The sequence below is a fragment of the Paenibacillus polysaccharolyticus genome, from assembly GCF_023714295.1.
Taxonomy (GTDB): domain Bacteria; phylum Bacillota; class Bacilli; order Paenibacillales; family Paenibacillaceae; genus Paenibacillus; species Paenibacillus polysaccharolyticus_A.
In genome coordinates this window covers 329,193-346,386 of record NZ_JAMAUN010000002.1, presented here as the reverse complement: position 1 = coordinate 346,386, position 17,194 = coordinate 329,193, and the positions used below count along the sequence as shown (strand labels likewise).

Below are 17,194 nucleotides of genomic sequence, written 5' to 3'. Positions count from 1 at the left end.
CGAGGATCATGAAGCGCTTACAATGAGGAAGATTCATGACATTCATTGATCCAAGCACAAATAAATACGAGAAGGGGAGATCAAGGGTGAATAAAAGGTACATAAGCGGCTGTCTTGTTTTGTTGTTGTTATTCTGTGATCTGGGTCTGATCGCAAGGCCCGCAGAGGCGGCAAAAAATAATGTGGCGCTGAACAAAACGGTAACGGTCAGTTCCGATGAAAAAAGATGGGGAGGCGATAAAACCCACTTGGTGGATGGGGATGCGAGCACCTTTTGGAGTACAGAAACGGGAGTGACTTCTGAAAAACCGGAGTGGGTCATCATAGATCTGGGCGAAGCGTACAATCTTTCTGGAGCGGAAATCACTTGGAAAGACAACACCATGGTGAAGTATACGGTTGAAACGTCTGCTGATCAGCAGAATTGGTCTACCCTTACGGATCAAAGTGATAATGCAGATGTGAAACAGATAGCCGAGCTGACATTTCAACAAAATGATGTGCGATACGTTAGGCTCAACATTTCTTTTTATAAAGAGGCCGGAGCGTGGCCACAAATATTGGAATTCAAAGTGTGGGGAGAATCGGAGGGCATGGAACCAGCTAATATTACCGATTTTGATCTCATTCAAGCTAATACACTTCCACGAAGTGCACCAGTTCTGCCTGAGGAGATCAAAGCCAATTTTAAAAATGGGAAGTCTGGTCTCGTTCCTGTCACATGGGACCGCATCGATCCATCACAATATGAAAAAACAGGATCATTCTCTGTAACGGGTACCGTATATGGGACTGAGAAAAAGCCTGAAGCAACGGTTGTTGTACAAGGGTATCGTTCCGATTATGTGAGGGGCGTCGATATTTCGACTCTTACGGCGATTGAAGCTAAGGGCGGGAAGTATTTGGACAGCAACGGAACCGAGCGGGACTTGCTTGATATCCTCAAGGATCGCGGTGTCAATTATGTGCGTCTGCGTTTGTGGAATGACCCACAAAAATCAGGCGGTTTTAATGATAAGGCTGACGTCATTACCATGGCAGTACGCGCGAAGCAAAAGGGGTTAAAGGTGCTGCTTGATTTCCATTACTCTGATGAGTGGGCGCACCCAGGTCAACAGCTCAGACCGAAAGCGTGGGAAAAGTTAAGTTTCGAAGAGCTTAAGCAAGCGGTGTACGATTATACGGTGGAAGTCGTTGGGGATCTGAAGAAGGCGGGAGCCATGCCGGATATGGTGCAGATCGGTAATGAGATCAACAGTGGTCTACTCAATGGATTGAGCAGCGATGTGAATTTTAAGGAAAATGCTGCTTTGCTGAAGCAGGGAATTAATGGGGTTCGAGCAGTTGAAGGAAATATTAATGCAGCTGATCGGGCGAAGATCATGATTCATCTGGCTGAAGGTGGCAAGGCAGAGACATTCAAATGGTATTTTGATGAGTTGAAAAAACAAGGACTTGACTCCGATTATGACATTATTGGACTATCGTATTATCCGTTCTGGCACGGTACATTTGCCGATGTGCAGAAAACGATGAACGAAGTTTCAGCAGCGTTTGGTAAGGACGTGATTATTGCAGAAACATCCTATCCGTTCACTTATAAAAACGGGGACGCACATGGAAATATTATCGGGTCGGATCAGGCGCTCTTTCAAGGGGGAGCAACATTCCCTGCAACGGAGCAAGGTCAATACGATGCCATCGCGGGCATCATGGATTTGATTGCCGATGTACCGAATAATCGCGGGGCAGGTTTCTTCTACTGGGAGCCGGCATGGATTCCGGCAGGTGTAGGCTGGATTGCATCCGAAGGCGATGCTTGGGAGAACCAGGGCATGTTTGATTACGATGAGTATCCCGCAAATGGTGGACATTCCTATGAGGGAAGAGCGTTATGGTCTCTCGATGTGTACAAAAGAGGACTTGAACAGGTGCCGACAGACCGGCAGCAGCTGGCAGCAGCACTGACACGAGCGAAATCGCTGGTAGAAACTGATTTCACATCAGAAACTTGGGGCAGTCTGGCTCCGGCAATCTCCGCAGCAGAAAATGTATATGCTCAGGCCTATACACCGGGCGGTGTAAGTCAAGAGGAAACCAATGCAGCGAAAACATCTCTGGAACGTGTTATGTCAGAGCTTGGCGTGATTACACCGAACCTTCAACCTCTCCAAGCGGCAATTGTAAAAGCTGAGACGTATCAGCAGAGTGACTGGTCGGCAGCAACTTGGGCTGTGTTAGGTCAAGCGCTGGAATATGCAAAATCCGTTGTGGATGACCCAAGAGCTACACAGACAGATGCGAATATAGCGGTAGAGCGTCTTGAAGCAGCCATAAGAGGCATGTCTAACGTGGATAAAACAAAACTGCATAATTACATTCAGTTGATGCAACAGGAGAATGGAGCTTCATATACACGTCGTAGTTGGTCTGCTTTGCAACAGGCGCTAGAGGCCGCTATTCAAGTCAGAGACAATGCGGAAGCTAAACAGTCTGATGTGAATGCAGGGCTGGATACTTTGAAACAAGCCTTTGGAGAGCTAATAAAGCTGGATGCCTTAACAACAGGTAAAAAAGCTATAGCTTCAAGCAGTGCAGGAAATGGCGGTGATAAGGACAACTCGCCGGAAGGTGCGATCGACGATAATCCAAATACGTCCTGGGGAACAGAGCGGAAACCGAATGAGAATCCGTGGTGGACGGTGGATCTTAAACACGTTGCAAATCTCCGTAAAATCGAAATGTCGATGTGGAGCGGTGGGATTAAATACAGAATTGATATATCGGATGATAATGAGCATTTCAAGAAAGTCGTTGATACGACAAGTGATGTTGTAGTATCCACTTCCCCAAGTCATATTCTCCCGGAGGGAACCGAGGGACGTTATATTCGTGTAACGATTACCGCTGGACCGACATGGGTTGGATTCATGGAATTTGAGGCTTATGGTACCGTTCCGGCTGACAAAACCGTATTAAAATCTGCAGTGGCAGCTGCGGAAACTTTGAAACAAGCGGACTACACGACTGCGAGCTGGACTGTATTCAGCAAAGTACTGGGGCAAGCTCGGCAACTTGTTCTGGATGCGGAAGCTTCAGAAAAAGAACTCATTAATACGGATCAACTTCTGAAGGAAGCCATTGCGCAACTGGTACGTCAGACGACCAGTCCGGGCACCGAGCAACCATCTCAGCCAAGTAATCCCTCCGGGTCATCGGCACCTTCAATAATTACGAACAATCCGGTAGTTACCCCGCAGCCAACACCTGGGAGCGAAACTGCGAGCGGTTCCATTACTGTAAAAGGAACGGCAACAGGAGATGGTGTATATGCGGTGCACCCAAGTGTGGCTGATCTTGCTCAGGTTTTGAAATCAATGAACGCAGGTAAACGTACATTGAAACTGGTGGCCGATGTACCAGACAGTTCCAAAACAGTGGAGTTCCAAGTACCAGCAGGTCAGCTCTCTTCATGGATTCGTTCGGAGGAAGTGCAGTCTATTGAGGTGGTTGCAGGCAAAACGACAGTCCGGATCCCGCTTCGGTCTCTGCCGCTCACGATTGCAGAGAACACAGGTACGTTTGACGTTGTCGTGGCGGAAGGCTCAGCTGCGCAAGTGAACGATACCCAGCGAGCCAATATGGGCAATCATCCTGTAGTTGATGTGCAGATGATGCTCAATAACAAGTCAATCCAGTGGACTGACAAGACCGTTGAAGTGTTTTTGTCCGATGTGCAACCTGTCAAAACAGATCATACGGTCATGGTCGTCAACTCCATCTCAACAAACGGTGAACTACACCCGGTCACTTATACGAAGTATGAGCAGGCTACAGCTTCGATGGCGTTCAAGCCGTCTAAGCCAGGCAGTTACGTTATTACGAATGTTGAAGTGCCGTTAACCGACTTGCAGCAACATGCCTGGGCAATTCAAGAGGTTCAACATCTCTATAGCAAAGGCATCATTGCAGGAATGAGTGACACACGTTTTGAACCGCAGGGTGAACTCACCCGTGCCCAATTTTTACAGATGCTCGTTAAAGGGATTGGCCAAACAAATCTCACTGATTCTTCGGCTACCCAACTACCGACAGACGTCAAGTCAGATCAATGGTATGCGGATGCGGTTCGCGCAGGTCTTGCAATGAACATTATTCAGGGCAGAGCCGACGGAACATTCGGTGCGAATGATCTCATCTCCCGGCAGGATATGGGTGTTATGTTACATCGAGCTATGGAAGCAGCAGAACGTAATAACAACTCTGCTACTGTAAACACGGGTCAGGTGAAGTTCAGAGATCAAGCAGATATTGCCGATTATGCCAAAGACGCCGTGGCATTCATGTCGCAACTGGGTGTATTAAACGGCTTGCCTGATAGCACATTTGCTCCGAAACAAACCGCTAATCGTGCGCAAGGTGCCGTTGCAATAGCGAGATTGCTGGAACGACTATATTAAAAAACGGTGACTGGAATTCGTAAAAAAGTGAATGACATGTAGTGAAGAAAGAGGCCGAATCCATGATTCGGTCTTTTTTTGTCATACAAAAGTTGATCGGAAATCAATATTGTCGTATTGACAATATAAAAATCATTTGTTATCATTTCGATAATATCAAAACGACAATATTAAGAAATGAGGAATGAGCTATGTTTGGATTCCGATTTGTAAAGTTTCAGCCGAGTGAATATGTTATGAAAGTGAAGAACGGCAAGGTACAGCGCCAAGGCGTGGGCTTATCTTTTTATTATTATGAGCCGACGACTTCGGTGGTTGTATTGCCTGTTTCTTCGGTGGATGTGCCGTTTATGTTTGAAGAGATTACAGCGGATTATCAGACGGTTACCGTACAGGGACAGCTTAGCTATCGCATTATGGATTACAGCAAGATTACACAGAGCCTGAATTACACGTACAATTTGCGCAAAAATCAATATATGTCTGACGATCCTCACAAGCTGGATCAGCGGGTGATTACCATAGCAAAAGTGCTCACGAAGAAATATTTGGAGCAGTTGCCGTTAAAAGAAGCGATTCAATCCAGCGAACGGCTTGCCAGCAACATGAAACGAGAGGTCGCACAACATGAAGAGTTGGAAAAGCTGGGCGTAGAGCTGATGAATCTGTCCATTTTGGCTATTTTGCCTAATAAGGAAACGATGCGTGCGCTGGAAGCACAGGCGCGGGAAGAAATTCTGAAGCAGGCCGACGAAGCTTTATATGTGCGGCGCAATGCTTCCATTGAGCAGGAACGCCGTGTGAAAGAAAATGAACTGAATACCGAGATTGCGGTGGAGACGAAGAAACAACAGATTCGGGAAACCCAATTACAGGCCGAACGCTCGGTGAAACAGAAGCAGAACGAGATGGAACAGGAGCAGCTCCAGTTTAATACCGCGATGGAAGAGCGCAAGCAACAGTTAATCGAGCTCACCATTGCGAATCAGAATGCGGAAGCGGATGCCAAAGCGTATGAGATTGCAGCAGTCATGAATTCGCTTCAGCATGTACAGCCGAACGTATTACAGGCCATGGCCAATATGGGCATGAATTCGGATAAACTGATTGCACTTGCGTTCCAGGAACTGGCCGAGAATGCTGGCAAAATCGGGCAACTGAATATCTCACCAGATCTGCTACAGGGTCTGATGGCACCAGCAGAAGGAAGAGGTAAGGGAGGGGCAACACGATGATTGTTGGATGGGGGAAACAAACCAATCTATCCGCTTCCAGAACACGGTTTATACGATCCAGTCGAGTTAGTCAAAACGTGTCAGATAATCAAGTCAATCTGGTGAGTCGGGCAAGTGAGACAAGTGAGACAAGTGAGACAAGTTCAAAAATTCAAAAAAACCAAAAAAATCAATAATGGTTTTCCTTAAGTCAAAGGGAAAGCGGGAGGTGGAATCACAGATGGTTAAGATAAATGAACCCATGAGTGAGCATAAATTAATTTTGGTTAAGCGCAGAACCCGGCTGGAGGAATTGATTGTACGTTACAACACTGTACAGCAGGCTCAGTTTTACATTGAACGTCTTGGTGCTGACTTTAGCGATTACGTCGAGGAAGATCGCCGTTACAAGCAATCGATACAGCTTGCTCAGCAACAACTGAGTCAACTTGGACGTGTTCAGATGATTGACCGAGAGCATGTGCCAAACTTTATTTTTGGAGAGCAAGATATTGTGGTAGTGGTCGGACAGGATGGTCTGGTTGCCAATACGTTGAAATATGTTACCGAGCAGCCGCTTATCGGCGTAAATCCAGATCCGATGCGGTGGGACGGGGTGCTGTTACCTTTTACAGTGGAGGATTTAAGCTTCATTGTTCCAGACGTGATACGTAGACAGCGCTCGCTTAAGGAAGTCACCCTTGCCAAAGTTGAGCTGAATGACGGGCAGGTGCTGTACGGTGTCAATGATCTCTTTATTGGTCGGAAGACACATGTATCTGCCCGTTATGAAGTGCGTTTGGGAGCCTCCACTGAAAATCAATCATCCAGCGGTATTATTGTATCTACAGGCATGGGATCAACCGGATGGTTTAAGAGTGTGCTGGCTGGTGCTTCAGGTATTGTCCGTTCAGCGGCTTGGCAACATGTGAGCAGGGGGGAGCACCAGCAATTGACTAGTCATGAAAGATCAGTTGATTTAAGAGGAACGGCTTCTGAGGGAGGATTGAACAAGAACGAGTTTTCGTGGGATTCCCCTTATTTATATTTTACGGTACGTGAACCGTTCCCGAGTCGAACCACGGCGGCAAATCTCGTGTTTGGACAGATTCATGCGAAGCAACCCCTTCACATTGTTTCACAAATGCCGGAGGATGGAGTTATTTTCAGTGACGGGGTGGAGCAGGATTTTCTGGAATTTAACTCGGGTGTGCACGCAACGATTGGTTTGGCGGAAAAGAGAGGACAATTGGTAATATGAATGAGTTTCTTCTATTATAATATGGATATATACTATATTGGTATTGGTATTGGTATTGGTATTGGTATTGGTATTGGTATTGGTATTTGTAATTGTATTTACTGATATATAAAACAAGTGATATTTTAGAATGTAAATCCTGAATTCACGCCTGCATTTTCTTGATTTGAATCAAGGAGTTGCAGGTTTTTTCGCGTTAAGATGAATACATAACCAGAACAAATACAGGAGGATGATGATCATGAGTATCACGTCATTACAAGAAGTTAAAGCATACAGTACAGACCGTTTCACGAAACGGGTGTTGTTTCAACAAGGAGGCGGTGTAACCTTCATGCTTCATTTTCTGCCAGGACAACAGCTTCCCGTTCACAAACATCCCGGTGCAGACCTCACGTTGCTTGTTGTTGAAGGCAAGGGCACACTGATTCTGGACGGAACAGAGCATGAGATTCAGGCAGAAGATGTGGTATCCTGCGGAGGAGAGACGGAATTCGCGTTCCATAACACAAGTGATGCGGAAGTTCGTTTGTTCGTGGTATTGAATAAAGTGCCGGAAGCTTCTTACGCCAAGGATATCTAATATCCGATAGAGCCGGATGAATAATAGGGAATGGGGACTCCGCGAGGAGTTCTTTTTCTTTGGTGAAGTGCCTCTCCTTTCCGTGTGAAAAGGAACACATACAAAAACGCACCTTGGCCTGACTGGATCAGAGCTTGGGTACGTTTTTTCGGGTATTGATGTTCATCAGACAGAGTTGTTTGGACATATATCCTTGTGCCGACATCCTTAATTATAAACACCTGTTTAAAAATATCCGAGCATTTCTTTGGCTTCTCTGGACATCAGCTGCGGAGACCATTGCGGTTCCCATACCACCTGTACGTCAATATCGGTTTTGTCGGTATTTTCTTGTAAAACCCATTTCACCGCACCAACGATGGTGTCATGCAGCGGACATCCTGGCGTAGTCAGCGTCATTCGCACCTGAATGCGCTCAGGTTCTTCCTTTACTTCATACACAAGGCCGAGGTCAACGATGTTGACACCAAGCTCCGGGTCATATACTTCTTTTAAATACTCGAGTAAATGTGAGGTTTGTTCCATCTTTTCCACGCTCCAATCCATCTTGTTAACGTCTGAATACCAAGGCTATATTTGAAATATACACGATAGAGATCATAGACAGTAATGTTCCGCCAACCATCATCACTTCCGCCAAATTAATCAGAATACCGCTGACTAAGAGCAGACTGGCTGCGACCATCGCAAGTATTCCATGATTGATCCTTTTTTCACTTAACATGCCAGCCATGAGTGGAGTGCCAGGACGTCCGGCAAGCTTGCCGTATTTGTGGGTCCACCATAGAAAAGGCACAATTTTGGAAGCATACCCGAGGATCGTCAGAGATACCCAGCCTCCAAGGTATACCCAGCCAGTCAGAAGCACAACGCGTGAATCAAGGAGTAGCTCTACATCTTGCGCACTATAGATTAACAGAGCCATGGAATATACGAGCAAGGCACGGCTTACATAGACCGTCCAGCGGATTCCGGGGCCAGGGTTGCTTTTATGCCGTTTCTCCTGAATTTGCTCCAGGTGGTATACGTAACAGATTAATGCTCCTGTCAAAAGCAAAAGCGCAAACCAGAGCAAGCCACCTTGGATACCTGTCAGGAATGCGATCACTCCTGTAATAACAGCAGCATTCCACAGGACCAGAATCATCTTTTGCAATCGGATAGAGAAATCATGGGACAAATAAAACATCGGCAGCATTTTGTAACTGAACCCGGTAATTAACATGCCAAACCATCCAAGGGTTCCCATCCAGATATGTGCGCCAAACAATCGTTGATGCAGACCATTCCAGTCACCAAAAGCAAAATTCAGTCCCATCAGCATGCCCGATAAACCGGTAAGTACAAGGTACAGACAGGCACACGCTGCACTGATCGTTACAGGGTTCCATATGGAAGCACGGTAGAGGGTGATACCCATGTTCAAGCCAAATAACAAAATGCCGGATAGTGCAAGCGTTGCTGAACCTGCAATCCAGATTACATCTGTGCGAATAAAACCAATCAACATGCCTGTAGCACCGACGGTGAACAAGAAATAGTGACAGTAACCAAGCACTGTACTATATATATTCGTTTGTAAAATGACATGTATCAACTGATAAACGGCACCCATCGCCAGCATGGTGGCCCATCCGAGTACGAACAAATGCGCATGAAACCAGCCTTCGGGTCCCCTTAATTCATCACCTAGCCAGCCTGTCAATGAGAGCAAGGAAAAGGCGTGATACATTACAAATCCAACGATGCCCGTGATGATAAAAAGAAACGGCAACCTGGACATGGCTTTCGCCCCCTTACCCTTTTTCAATTCTGACTTTGGCTGTGCCATCCGTCTGGTCCTCAACGCTGTAGAGACAACCGAGCTGATTCAGTTCCTCGATCAAAAAAACGGGTACGCGGTCATTATGAATAAGTACAACTTCTCCCGGTTTGCAACGTTCAAGTGCAGCTAATGTGCGCATCATTGGCTGGGGCGGCTCCAGTCCGCGATTGTCCAGTACAATGGTTGGCTCTTTCAGTTCCTGTGTTATGGGCTCATCTGACAAGACCTCGGATGTCGAAGTTTCAGCTATTGCTGGAGGTTGCCCTTCACAGGAATTCATGGCATCCTCTGAACCCGAATCCTCAATCGACGATGAAGTTAATTCAGTTCGAGCCAACGTATTGGATTGAACCGCCTCAGAAATCTTCTCTGCAGCGGTTTTATTTTTTTTATGCACAAATGTGGTCACCCAATGATTGGATTCCAGACGCTCCGATGTACTGGAGTATCCTTTCATTTTCAGAATGCCAAGCAATGGAGTCGGCTTGAACGGCGCATGCAGGACCAATACATCTTCGTGTTTCAGTTCTTTAACGGTATCCATAATGAGCTGAAAAGGCTCCAGTTTTTTGCTCAGATGAGGGCGTACGTCCAGTTCAACAATATTAACGTCGGTTTCAAGCATGAACGTTCACATCCGTTTCGGTGCTGATTGCCGTAGCTGCTTGCGTCTGCTGAACCAGCTTGATCGAAGATTCATATAAAGCGGCCATGCCTCCGTACAGGGCATAGAAGAATGAATCAGGTGCATCCAGGGAGAAGGAGAGATAGGTTTTGGGGTCCATCTCAAGCACACGCTCAAACAGTCTCGCACTGTCATAGGCATAAAAGCAGAAATGAGTGAATTCGAACACGGGCATTTTCTCGTAAATCGTAATGATCTCCTGTGCATAGGCTGCCTGCTCACGCTGAGCGATCTGAATCATGGATACAGCATCTTCGAGTCCCAGCGTCAGACGCAGTGTAGTCTCGTTCATGATTTCAACATGCGCCATTCCCGTTCAACTCCAATCTATCGTTTAGTGATTTTGACCTGAAACGTTATAGGACCTTGTTCGATATATTCCCAGTCAAAGCCGTCAGGATGTGTCGATTGAAACTGGAAGCGGAGCGGTTTTGGATCGTGATCGTTAACGAGTAACATCGCTTCCTCAGGCTGAAGAGCTTCAAACGTTTCAAAGATAATTTTATGTTTCAAATGAGGTGGATACTCTGTGGCATTAATGGTTGCAGCGTATGTGTTCATGGGTCATTCCTCCAAATTGGGATTAGTGTGGTGTTGCAACTTGATTATAGAAAAGCAGACAGCGGGGCTGTGTGAGCCTGCTCACACCTTTATTTTTGTCATAATCTCGCCTTATTTGGACTGAAATCCTGTTCGGAAAAGGCTTGCGGAGCTTTCATAAATGTGCAACTGTGCGTTATGTTTCAGTTCTTGTGATATTTTGCACAGTTAGCAAAGCCAGACATCATTATGCTTAGCCCATGATTGACAATACATGTGAGGAAGCGAGTGTTCTCCTTTAGCGATGTCATGACAGCACCCGAGAGAAAGGAGGTACGTGTATGGAATCAAAACTAATAGACCCTTTTGGACGTGTGCACGATTACTTGCGTATATCCGTTACGGATCGTTGCAATCTGCGGTGTGTGTATTGCATGCCGGAAGAAGGAATGCAGTTTGAACCGACAGAACGCATTTTGTCCTATGAAGAAATTACATCGATTGTCCAGGCACTTGCTCCGCTAGGCATAAGGAAACTGCGATTGACTGGCGGAGAACCTCTCGTTCGCAAGGGGCTGGATCAACTGGTTGCGATGTTATCCGCTATTCCAGGGATTGAAGACATTGCATTGACAACCAATGGCATATTTTTGGCAGCTCATGCCGAGATGCTGAAAGCTGCAGGTCTGACACGCGTGAACATTAGTCTGGATTCGCTCAAGCCGGAGCGATTTGCGCGTATTACACGGGGCGGTAAGGTACAACGTGTGCTGGAGGGCATCCAAGCCAGTCAGAAGGCTGGATTCAAGCCCATTAAGCTAAATGTTGTCCTGATGAAGGGTGTAAACGACGATGAGGTAGAGGATTTTTTACGTATGACGCTGGAGGAACCGATCGATATTCGTTTTATTGAATACATGCCCATCGGAGACAGCGGAACGGGTTGGAAGTCGGGTTATTTGCCGCTTGAACATGTACTGAACACTTGTGGAGCCAATTGGAATTACGAAAGCTGCGGGGATGTGTACGGTAATGGTCCGGCAGATAGTTACCGGATCGTTGGAGCCGCTGGAACGTTTGGCCTGATTCATCCAGTCAGCAGTCATTTCTGCGGCAGTTGCAACAGGCTCCGGTTAACAGCTGACGGTAACATTAAACCTTGTCTGTACTGGTCGGATGAGTACAATGTTCGATCACTCGTTGGTGATAACAAGGCGGTTCAGGATTTATTTTACAAAGCGCTCGGCTCCAAACCCGAAACTCATGACATGGTAAAAGCCTTAAAAGGGCAGCAGATTAACGGAACCCCTACGCTGCGGCATATGTCGCAGATCGGAGGATAGGAAGAGCAGCAAGTGCTTCAAATAGAGCTTCGAATGCAGTTCAATCTCGAACTCATTTCGGGTACGAAATCGCATCAACAGGTCACAATTGTGGGAGGACAACAATGAGCAGCAAAAGCATGCCCTGGATGGGCAAACTGAAGTATTTTGCCAAACGTGAAAAAAACGCGGAAGGCTGGAGTGAGATGTCCCCGGTTAACCGGGACTGGGAAGATGTGTATCGCCGTCGTTGGCAGCATGATAAAGTGGTGCGTTCCACACACGGCGTGAACTGCACGGGTTCGTGCAGCTGGCAGATTTATGTGAAAGATGGCATCGTGACATGGGAAACACAGGCGACGGACTATCCATCAACCGGACCGGATATGCCTGATTTTGAACCGCGTGGATGTCCGCGCGGAGCAAGCTTCTCATGGTATCTATATAGTCCATTACGTGTGAAACATCCTTACGTGCGTGGTGCGCTCCTGGAAATGTGGCGTGAGGCCCTGAAGACTCATGGCGATCCAGTAAAAGCATGGCAAAGTATCGCGAATGATCCGGTCAAAGTGAAGAGATACAAATCGGTACGCGGTAAAGGTGGACTGGTTCGTGCATCATGGGGCGAAGTAACACAGATTATTGCTGCTTCCATGATTCATACGATCAAAGATTACGGCCCCGACCGTATCATTGGGTTCTCCCCGATTCCAGCGATGTCCATGGTCAGTTATGCTGCCGGATCACGTTTCTTGTCTCTGGTGGGTTCACCACTACTCAGTTTCTATGACTGGTATGCGGATCTGCCGCCGGCATCCCCGCAAATCTGGGGAGATCAGACAGACGTGCCGGAGAGTAGTGACTGGTACAACTCAGGATACATTTTGGTCTGGGGTTCCAACCTGCCAATGACCCGTACACCGGATGCCCACTTCCTCGCTGAAGCCCGTTACAAAGGGACAAAAGTGGTATCCATCAGTCCGGATTATGCGGAATATGTGAAGTTTGCAGACACATGGATGTCCGTAAAACAAGGTACAGATGGCGCGCTTGCCATGGCAATGGGGCACATCATCCTGAAAGAATTTTATCTGGATCATCCTACGGAGTACTTCATGTCCTATGCGAAGCAATATACGGACTTCCCGAATCTGTTGATTGTGGAAGAGAAGGATGGCGCAAACATTGCAGGCCGTTTCTTGCTAGGGGAAGACCTGGGCATCCAGGGCAACAACATGGCATGGAAGACCCTTGTATATGACGAAAATACGGCATCCTATGCGATTCCAAAAGGTAGTATGGGCTTCCGCTGGGGTGAAGAAGGTACATGGAATCTCAAAATGGAGCAGGTGGATACCGGCGAGCCGATTGATCCAAGACTTTCCATGCTCGGTGTGCACCATGATCTCGTAACCGTGCAACTGCCTTACTTCGATGACGAAGGAAGTCACGTAATGGAACGTCAAATCCCGGTTCGCCGCATCTGGGTTGATGATCGCTGGATTACGGTTACTTCGGTTTACGATCTCGTGCTGGCGAAGTATGGGGTTGATCGTGAAATGACGCGTTCAGCAGACTCTACTGAAATCGTTGCAGGAGTCGTTCTAGAAGCGGAAGAGGATAAACCATTTACACCTGCTTGGCAGGAAAAAATCACCCGGGTTGACCGGGATACCGTCGTTCAGATCGCACGTGAGTTTGCACAAAATGCCGTGGATACACAAGGTCGCTCTATGATTATTATGGGTGCCGGGATCAATCACTGGTACAACTCGGATGTCATCTATCGTGCCATTATCAACCTGCTATTGATGACAGGCTGTCAGGGGGTTAACGGTGGTGGTTGGGCTCACTATGTAGGTCAGGAGAAACTACGTCCAGCGGAAGGCTGGCAGACAATTGCGTTTGCGCGTGACTGGAGTGGACCTGCGCGTTTGCAAAACGGCACATCCTTCTTCTATTTTGCAACAGATCAATGGAGATATGAGGAGACTAAGGTCGGAGAGCTGACCTCGGCACTTGAGGGTGATCCGCGCTTCGAGCACGTTGCTGACTATAATGTTATGGCCGCACGCATGGGCTGGCTTCCGTCTTATCCGCAATTTAACCGGAACTCGATTGATTTGCATCAGGATGCACTGGATGCGGGAGCAAAAACGAATGAAGAGATCGGAGCTTACGTGGCATCCGAACTGCAAAATAAAAATCTGAAATTTTCCATTGAACAGCCTGATGACCCGGCGAACTTCCCGCGTGTGCTGTTTGTCTGGAGAGCCAACCTTATCTCAAGTTCAGGCAAAGGACATGAATATTTCCTGAAGCATTTGCTTGGTGCTACGAACGGATTGTTGAATGATGATGATCTGGGACTTCGTCCAGAGCATGTGGAGTGGGTGGAACATGCTCCGGAAGGCAAGCTGGATCTTATGGTCAACATGGACTTCCGGATGGCGGGTACAGCAATGTATTCCGATATCGTACTGCCAGCAGCCACATGGTATGAAAAAAGCGACCTGAGCAGTACGGATATGCACCCGTTTGTGCATCCATTCAACCCGGCAGTAGCCACACAATGGGAATCCCGTTCCGACTGGGATACGTTCAAGGAGATTGCTCGTGTGTTCTCCGACATGGCTGCACAGCAGTTCGACGGACCGCAGAAGGAGATTTTGACTACACCGTTGCTGCATGATTCACCGGATGAACTCGCGCAGCCGTACGGTGAGATCAAAGACTGGAGTGCTGGAGAATGTGAAGCTATTCCGGGCAAAACGATGCCGCATATTCATGTGGTAGAACGTGACTATGCTGCGGTTTACAACAAAATGATCAGTCTCGGACCTAATGTGAAGGATAAACCGATTGGTACGAAGGGGATCTCATGGTCTGCAACCGAGGAGTATGAGAAGTTGAAAGGCATTCTCGGTGTTAACCGAAAAGATGGTATTGGACAAGGATGTCCAGATCTGAGTACAGATCGCAACGTTGCTGAAGCAATTCTGACGCTCTCTACCACCACAAACGGCAAGATGGCTGTACGTGCGTGGGAGTCACTTGAGAAGAAGACGGCACTGCACTTGAAGGATCTGGCAGAAGAGCGCTCGGAGGAGTGTTTCACATTTGATGAGATTACTTCAAAACCGAAAACAGTCATTACATCACCTGCATTCAGCGGATCGGAAAAAGGCGGACGGCGGTATTCACCGTTTACAACCAACGTAGAGCGTCTGATTCCATGGCGGACATTGACGGGCAGACAACAGTTTTATATCGACCATGCGATGCTGCGTGAGTTCGGTGAGACGCTGGCGACCTTCAAACCGATTCTGAAACATACACCGTTCCATCCAAACAGCAAACGTCCGATCGAGGGCGGCAAAGAAATCGTACTGAACTACATGACACCGCATAACAAGTGGTCCATTCACAGTATGTACTATGATGCACAGCCAATGCTGACGTTGTTCCGCGGTGGTCCAACGATCTGGATGAATCATGAAGATGCTGAGGACGCCGGCCTGGTGGACAATGACTGGATCGAATGTTTCAACCGTAACGGGGTCGTTGTGGCCAGAGCAGTAGTTACACACCGTATTCCGCGAGGAGTAGCCTTTATGTATCACGCTCAGGATCGCCATATTAATGTTCCGGGTACGAAAATATCACAGACACGCGGTGGTACGCATAACAGTCCGACTCGTATTCACGTGAAACCGACACATATGATCGGTGGTTACGCCCAGTTAAGTTATGGTTTCAACTATTATGGCCCGACAGGCAACCAGCGTGACCTGAACGTCATCATTAGAAAACTGCAGGAGGTGGATTGGCTTGAAGATTAAAGCACAAGTCAGTATGGTCATGAACCTGGACAAATGTATCGGATGCCATACATGCAGCGTTACATGCAAAAACACCTGGACGAATCGTCCAGGTGCAGAGTACATGTATTTTAACAATGTCGAAACGAAACCAGGTGTCGGTTATCCGAAACAATGGGAGGATCAGGAGCGTTATCGCGGCGGCTGGGAGATGAAAAATGGCAAGCTGGAGCTGAAATCCGGTACACGTGCCAGACGTTTGCTTAACATTTTCCACAACCCGGATCAACCAACGATTGACGACTACTACGAGCCTTGGACTTATGATTACGAAAAACTGACCAACAGTCCGGAGAAAAAACACCAGCCGGTCGCAAGACCGAAATCCCAAATCACGGGAGAGTACATGAACCTCAAATGGGGTCCAAACTGGGAAGATGACCTCGCCGGTGCTCATATAACGGGGATGGAAGACCCGAACATGAAAGGTGTCGAGGAATCGATCAAAATGGATTTTGAACAGGTATTTATGATGTACCTGCCGCGAATCTGTGAACACTGTCTGAACCCGTCTTGTGTGTCCTCTTGTCCATCAGGTGCCATGTACAAACGGGAAGAGGACGGTATCGTACTGGTTGACCAGAATGCTTGTCGTGCATGGAGATTCTGTGTATCCAGTTGTCCTTACAAAAAAGTATATTTCAACTGGCAGACGAACAAAGCCGAAAAATGTACACTATGCTTCCCGCGGATTGAAGCGGGTCTGCCAACGATCTGCTCCGAAACTTGCGTTGGGCGTATCCGTTATATCGGTCTGATGCTGTATGATGCAGACCGCATTGAAGCGGCAGCATCGGTTGAGAATGAAAAGGATCTGTATGAGTCACAAATGGATGTTTTCCTTGATCCGAATGATCCTGAAGTCATCCGTGAAGCACGGGCAGCAGGCATTCCAGAGGACTGGATTATAGCAGCGCAGCAGTCCCCGATCTACAAAATGGTGATTGACTGGAAGATCGCACTGCCACTGCACCCTGAATACCGCACGATGCCAATGGTATGGTACATTCCGCCGCTGAGCCCGATCACGAACCGGGTAGAAGGCCAAGGAAGCTCGCTCGAAGCAAACGATATTTTCCCGGCGATTGATAACATGCGTATTCCGGTTGAATATCTGGCGAACCTGCTTACTGCTGGAGATACAGGACGTATTCGTGAAGTACTGCGCAAAATGGCTGTCATGCGTATTCATATGCGTAACCAGCAAACCGGCAAAACAAGTGAGTCCGACCTGCTGGATATGGTAGGCATGAGTGCGCAGGAAGTTGAAGATATGTATCGTCTGCTCGCTATCGCGAAATACGATGATCGTTTTGTGATCCCGCCAGCTCACCGTGAGGAAGTGGCGGATCTCTTCAGTGAACAAGGCAGCTGCGGTCTTGACTTCGCAGGCGGCCCGGGTTCTTGCGGCGTATTCTCATAG

General features: G+C 47.5%; 13 protein-coding genes. 8 read left to right on the top strand and 5 right to left on the bottom strand.

Annotated elements, in window-relative coordinates; translation table 11 throughout:
- Nucleotides 1–86: 86 nt before the first annotated feature.
- The 5 genes from M3629_RS10285 to M3629_RS10265 all read left to right on the top strand — a co-directional run bounded on the left by M3629_RS10285 (nucleotide 87) and on the right by M3629_RS10265 (nucleotide 7,518).
- Nucleotides 87–4,460 (top strand): glycosyl hydrolase 53 family protein, encoded by a 4,374-nt coding sequence (locus M3629_RS10285; RefSeq protein ID WP_251505474.1) that lies wholly within the window; start codon nucleotides 87–89, stop codon nucleotides 4,458–4,460.
- A 191-nt stretch (nucleotides 4,461–4,651) separates the two neighbouring features.
- Entirely contained in the window at nucleotides 4,652–5,695 is a 1,044-nt protein-coding gene (locus M3629_RS10280; RefSeq protein ID WP_154957531.1) for an SPFH domain-containing protein, read from the top strand.
- The gene (locus M3629_RS10275; protein ID WP_251505472.1) at nucleotides 5,692–5,871 is read left to right on the top strand and encodes a hypothetical protein; all 180 of its coding nucleotides are present in this window, start codon (nucleotides 5,692–5,694) and stop codon (nucleotides 5,869–5,871) included. The genes M3629_RS10280 and M3629_RS10275 overlap by 4 nt, the downstream gene beginning before the upstream one ends.
- 44 nt (nucleotides 5,872–5,915) lie before the next feature.
- Entirely contained in the window at nucleotides 5,916–6,935 is a 1,020-nt protein-coding gene (locus M3629_RS10270; protein ID WP_285888542.1) for a sugar kinase, read from the top strand.
- 241 nt (nucleotides 6,936–7,176) lie between these two features.
- Nucleotides 7,177–7,518, top strand: coding sequence for a cupin domain-containing protein (locus M3629_RS10265; protein WP_251505469.1), 342 nt, complete (start codon nucleotides 7,177–7,179; stop codon nucleotides 7,516–7,518).
- A gap of 225 nt (nucleotides 7,519–7,743) precedes the next feature.
- Here M3629_RS10265 and M3629_RS10260 read toward each other — a convergent pair whose 3' ends face one another.
- Genes M3629_RS10260 through M3629_RS10240 form a run of 5 tightly spaced genes read right to left on the bottom strand, consistent with a single transcriptional unit; the run spans nucleotide 7,744 to nucleotide 10,589 of the window.
- Nucleotides 7,744–8,043 carry a metal-sulfur cluster assembly factor gene (locus M3629_RS10260; RefSeq protein ID WP_145413227.1) on the bottom strand — a complete coding sequence of 100 codons (300 nt, stop codon included), beginning with the start codon at nucleotides 8,041–8,043 and terminating at the stop codon, nucleotides 7,744–7,746.
- Between the two features lie 25 nt (nucleotides 8,044–8,068).
- Nucleotides 8,069–9,301: a hypothetical protein gene (locus tag M3629_RS10255; protein ID WP_251505466.1), complete on the bottom strand. Its 1,233-nt coding sequence runs from the start codon at nucleotides 9,299–9,301 to the stop codon at nucleotides 8,069–8,071.
- A 13-nt stretch (nucleotides 9,302–9,314) separates the two neighbouring features.
- Entirely contained in the window at nucleotides 9,315–9,968 is a 654-nt protein-coding gene (locus M3629_RS10250; protein ID WP_251505463.1) for a DUF2249 domain-containing protein, read from the bottom strand.
- A complete protein-coding gene (locus M3629_RS10245) occupies nucleotides 9,961–10,338 on the bottom strand; it encodes a hypothetical protein (protein WP_251505460.1) in 378 nt (125 codons plus the stop codon). The genes M3629_RS10250 and M3629_RS10245 overlap by 8 nt, the downstream gene beginning before the upstream one ends.
- A gap of 17 nt (nucleotides 10,339–10,355) precedes the next feature.
- Nucleotides 10,356–10,589 (bottom strand): DUF2249 domain-containing protein, encoded by a 234-nt coding sequence (locus tag M3629_RS10240; RefSeq protein WP_090917009.1) that lies wholly within the window; start codon nucleotides 10,587–10,589, stop codon nucleotides 10,356–10,358.
- 320 nt (nucleotides 10,590–10,909) lie between these two features.
- Between M3629_RS10240 and moaA the strand changes: the two genes are divergently transcribed.
- From moaA to narH, 3 genes are all read left to right on the top strand, one after another.
- Complete coding sequence (gene moaA, locus M3629_RS10235; protein ID WP_251505458.1) at nucleotides 10,910–11,911, top strand: GTP 3',8-cyclase MoaA; 1,002 nt, start codon at nucleotides 10,910–10,912, stop codon at nucleotides 11,909–11,911.
- A 104-nt stretch (nucleotides 11,912–12,015) separates the two neighbouring features.
- The gene (locus tag M3629_RS10230) at nucleotides 12,016–15,732 is read left to right on the top strand and encodes a nitrate reductase subunit alpha (protein WP_285888538.1); all 3,717 of its coding nucleotides are present in this window, start codon (nucleotides 12,016–12,018) and stop codon (nucleotides 15,730–15,732) included.
- Nucleotides 15,722–17,194 (top strand): nitrate reductase subunit beta, encoded by a 1,473-nt coding sequence (narH, locus tag M3629_RS10225; RefSeq protein ID WP_251505455.1) that lies wholly within the window; start codon nucleotides 15,722–15,724, stop codon nucleotides 17,192–17,194. The genes M3629_RS10230 and narH overlap by 11 nt, the downstream gene beginning before the upstream one ends.

What these genes read in the sequence shown, in the direction of transcription:
- M3629_RS10265 (WP_251505469.1), top strand. Translation starts at nt 7,177, where the DNA reads ATGAGTATCACGTCATTACAAGAAGTTAAAGCATACAGTACAGACCGT.
- M3629_RS10275 (WP_251505472.1), top strand. Translation starts at nt 5,692, where the DNA reads ATGATTGTTGGATGGGGGAAACAAACCAATCTATCCGCTTCCAGAACA.
- M3629_RS10270 (WP_285888542.1), top strand. Translation starts at nt 5,916, where the DNA reads ATGGTTAAGATAAATGAACCCATGAGTGAGCATAAATTAATTTTGGTT.
- M3629_RS10240 (WP_090917009.1), bottom strand. Translation starts at nt 10,589, where the DNA reads ATGAACACATACGCTGCAACCATTAATGCCACAGAGTATCCACCTCAT.
- M3629_RS10250 (WP_251505463.1), bottom strand. Translation starts at nt 9,968, where the DNA reads ATGCTTGAAACCGACGTTAATATTGTTGAACTGGACGTACGCCCTCAT.
- M3629_RS10245 (WP_251505460.1), bottom strand. Translation starts at nt 10,338, where the DNA reads ATGGCGCATGTTGAAATCATGAACGAGACTACACTGCGTCTGACGCTG.
- M3629_RS10255 (WP_251505466.1), bottom strand. Translation starts at nt 9,301, where the DNA reads ATGTCCAGGTTGCCGTTTCTTTTTATCATCACGGGCATCGTTGGATTT.
- M3629_RS10230 (WP_285888538.1), top strand. Translation starts at nt 12,016, where the DNA reads ATGAGCAGCAAAAGCATGCCCTGGATGGGCAAACTGAAGTATTTTGCC.
- moaA (WP_251505458.1), top strand. Translation starts at nt 10,910, where the DNA reads ATGGAATCAAAACTAATAGACCCTTTTGGACGTGTGCACGATTACTTG.
- M3629_RS10280 (WP_154957531.1), top strand. Translation starts at nt 4,652, where the DNA reads ATGTTTGGATTCCGATTTGTAAAGTTTCAGCCGAGTGAATATGTTATG.
- M3629_RS10260 (WP_145413227.1), bottom strand. Translation starts at nt 8,043, where the DNA reads ATGGAACAAACCTCACATTTACTCGAGTATTTAAAAGAAGTATATGAC.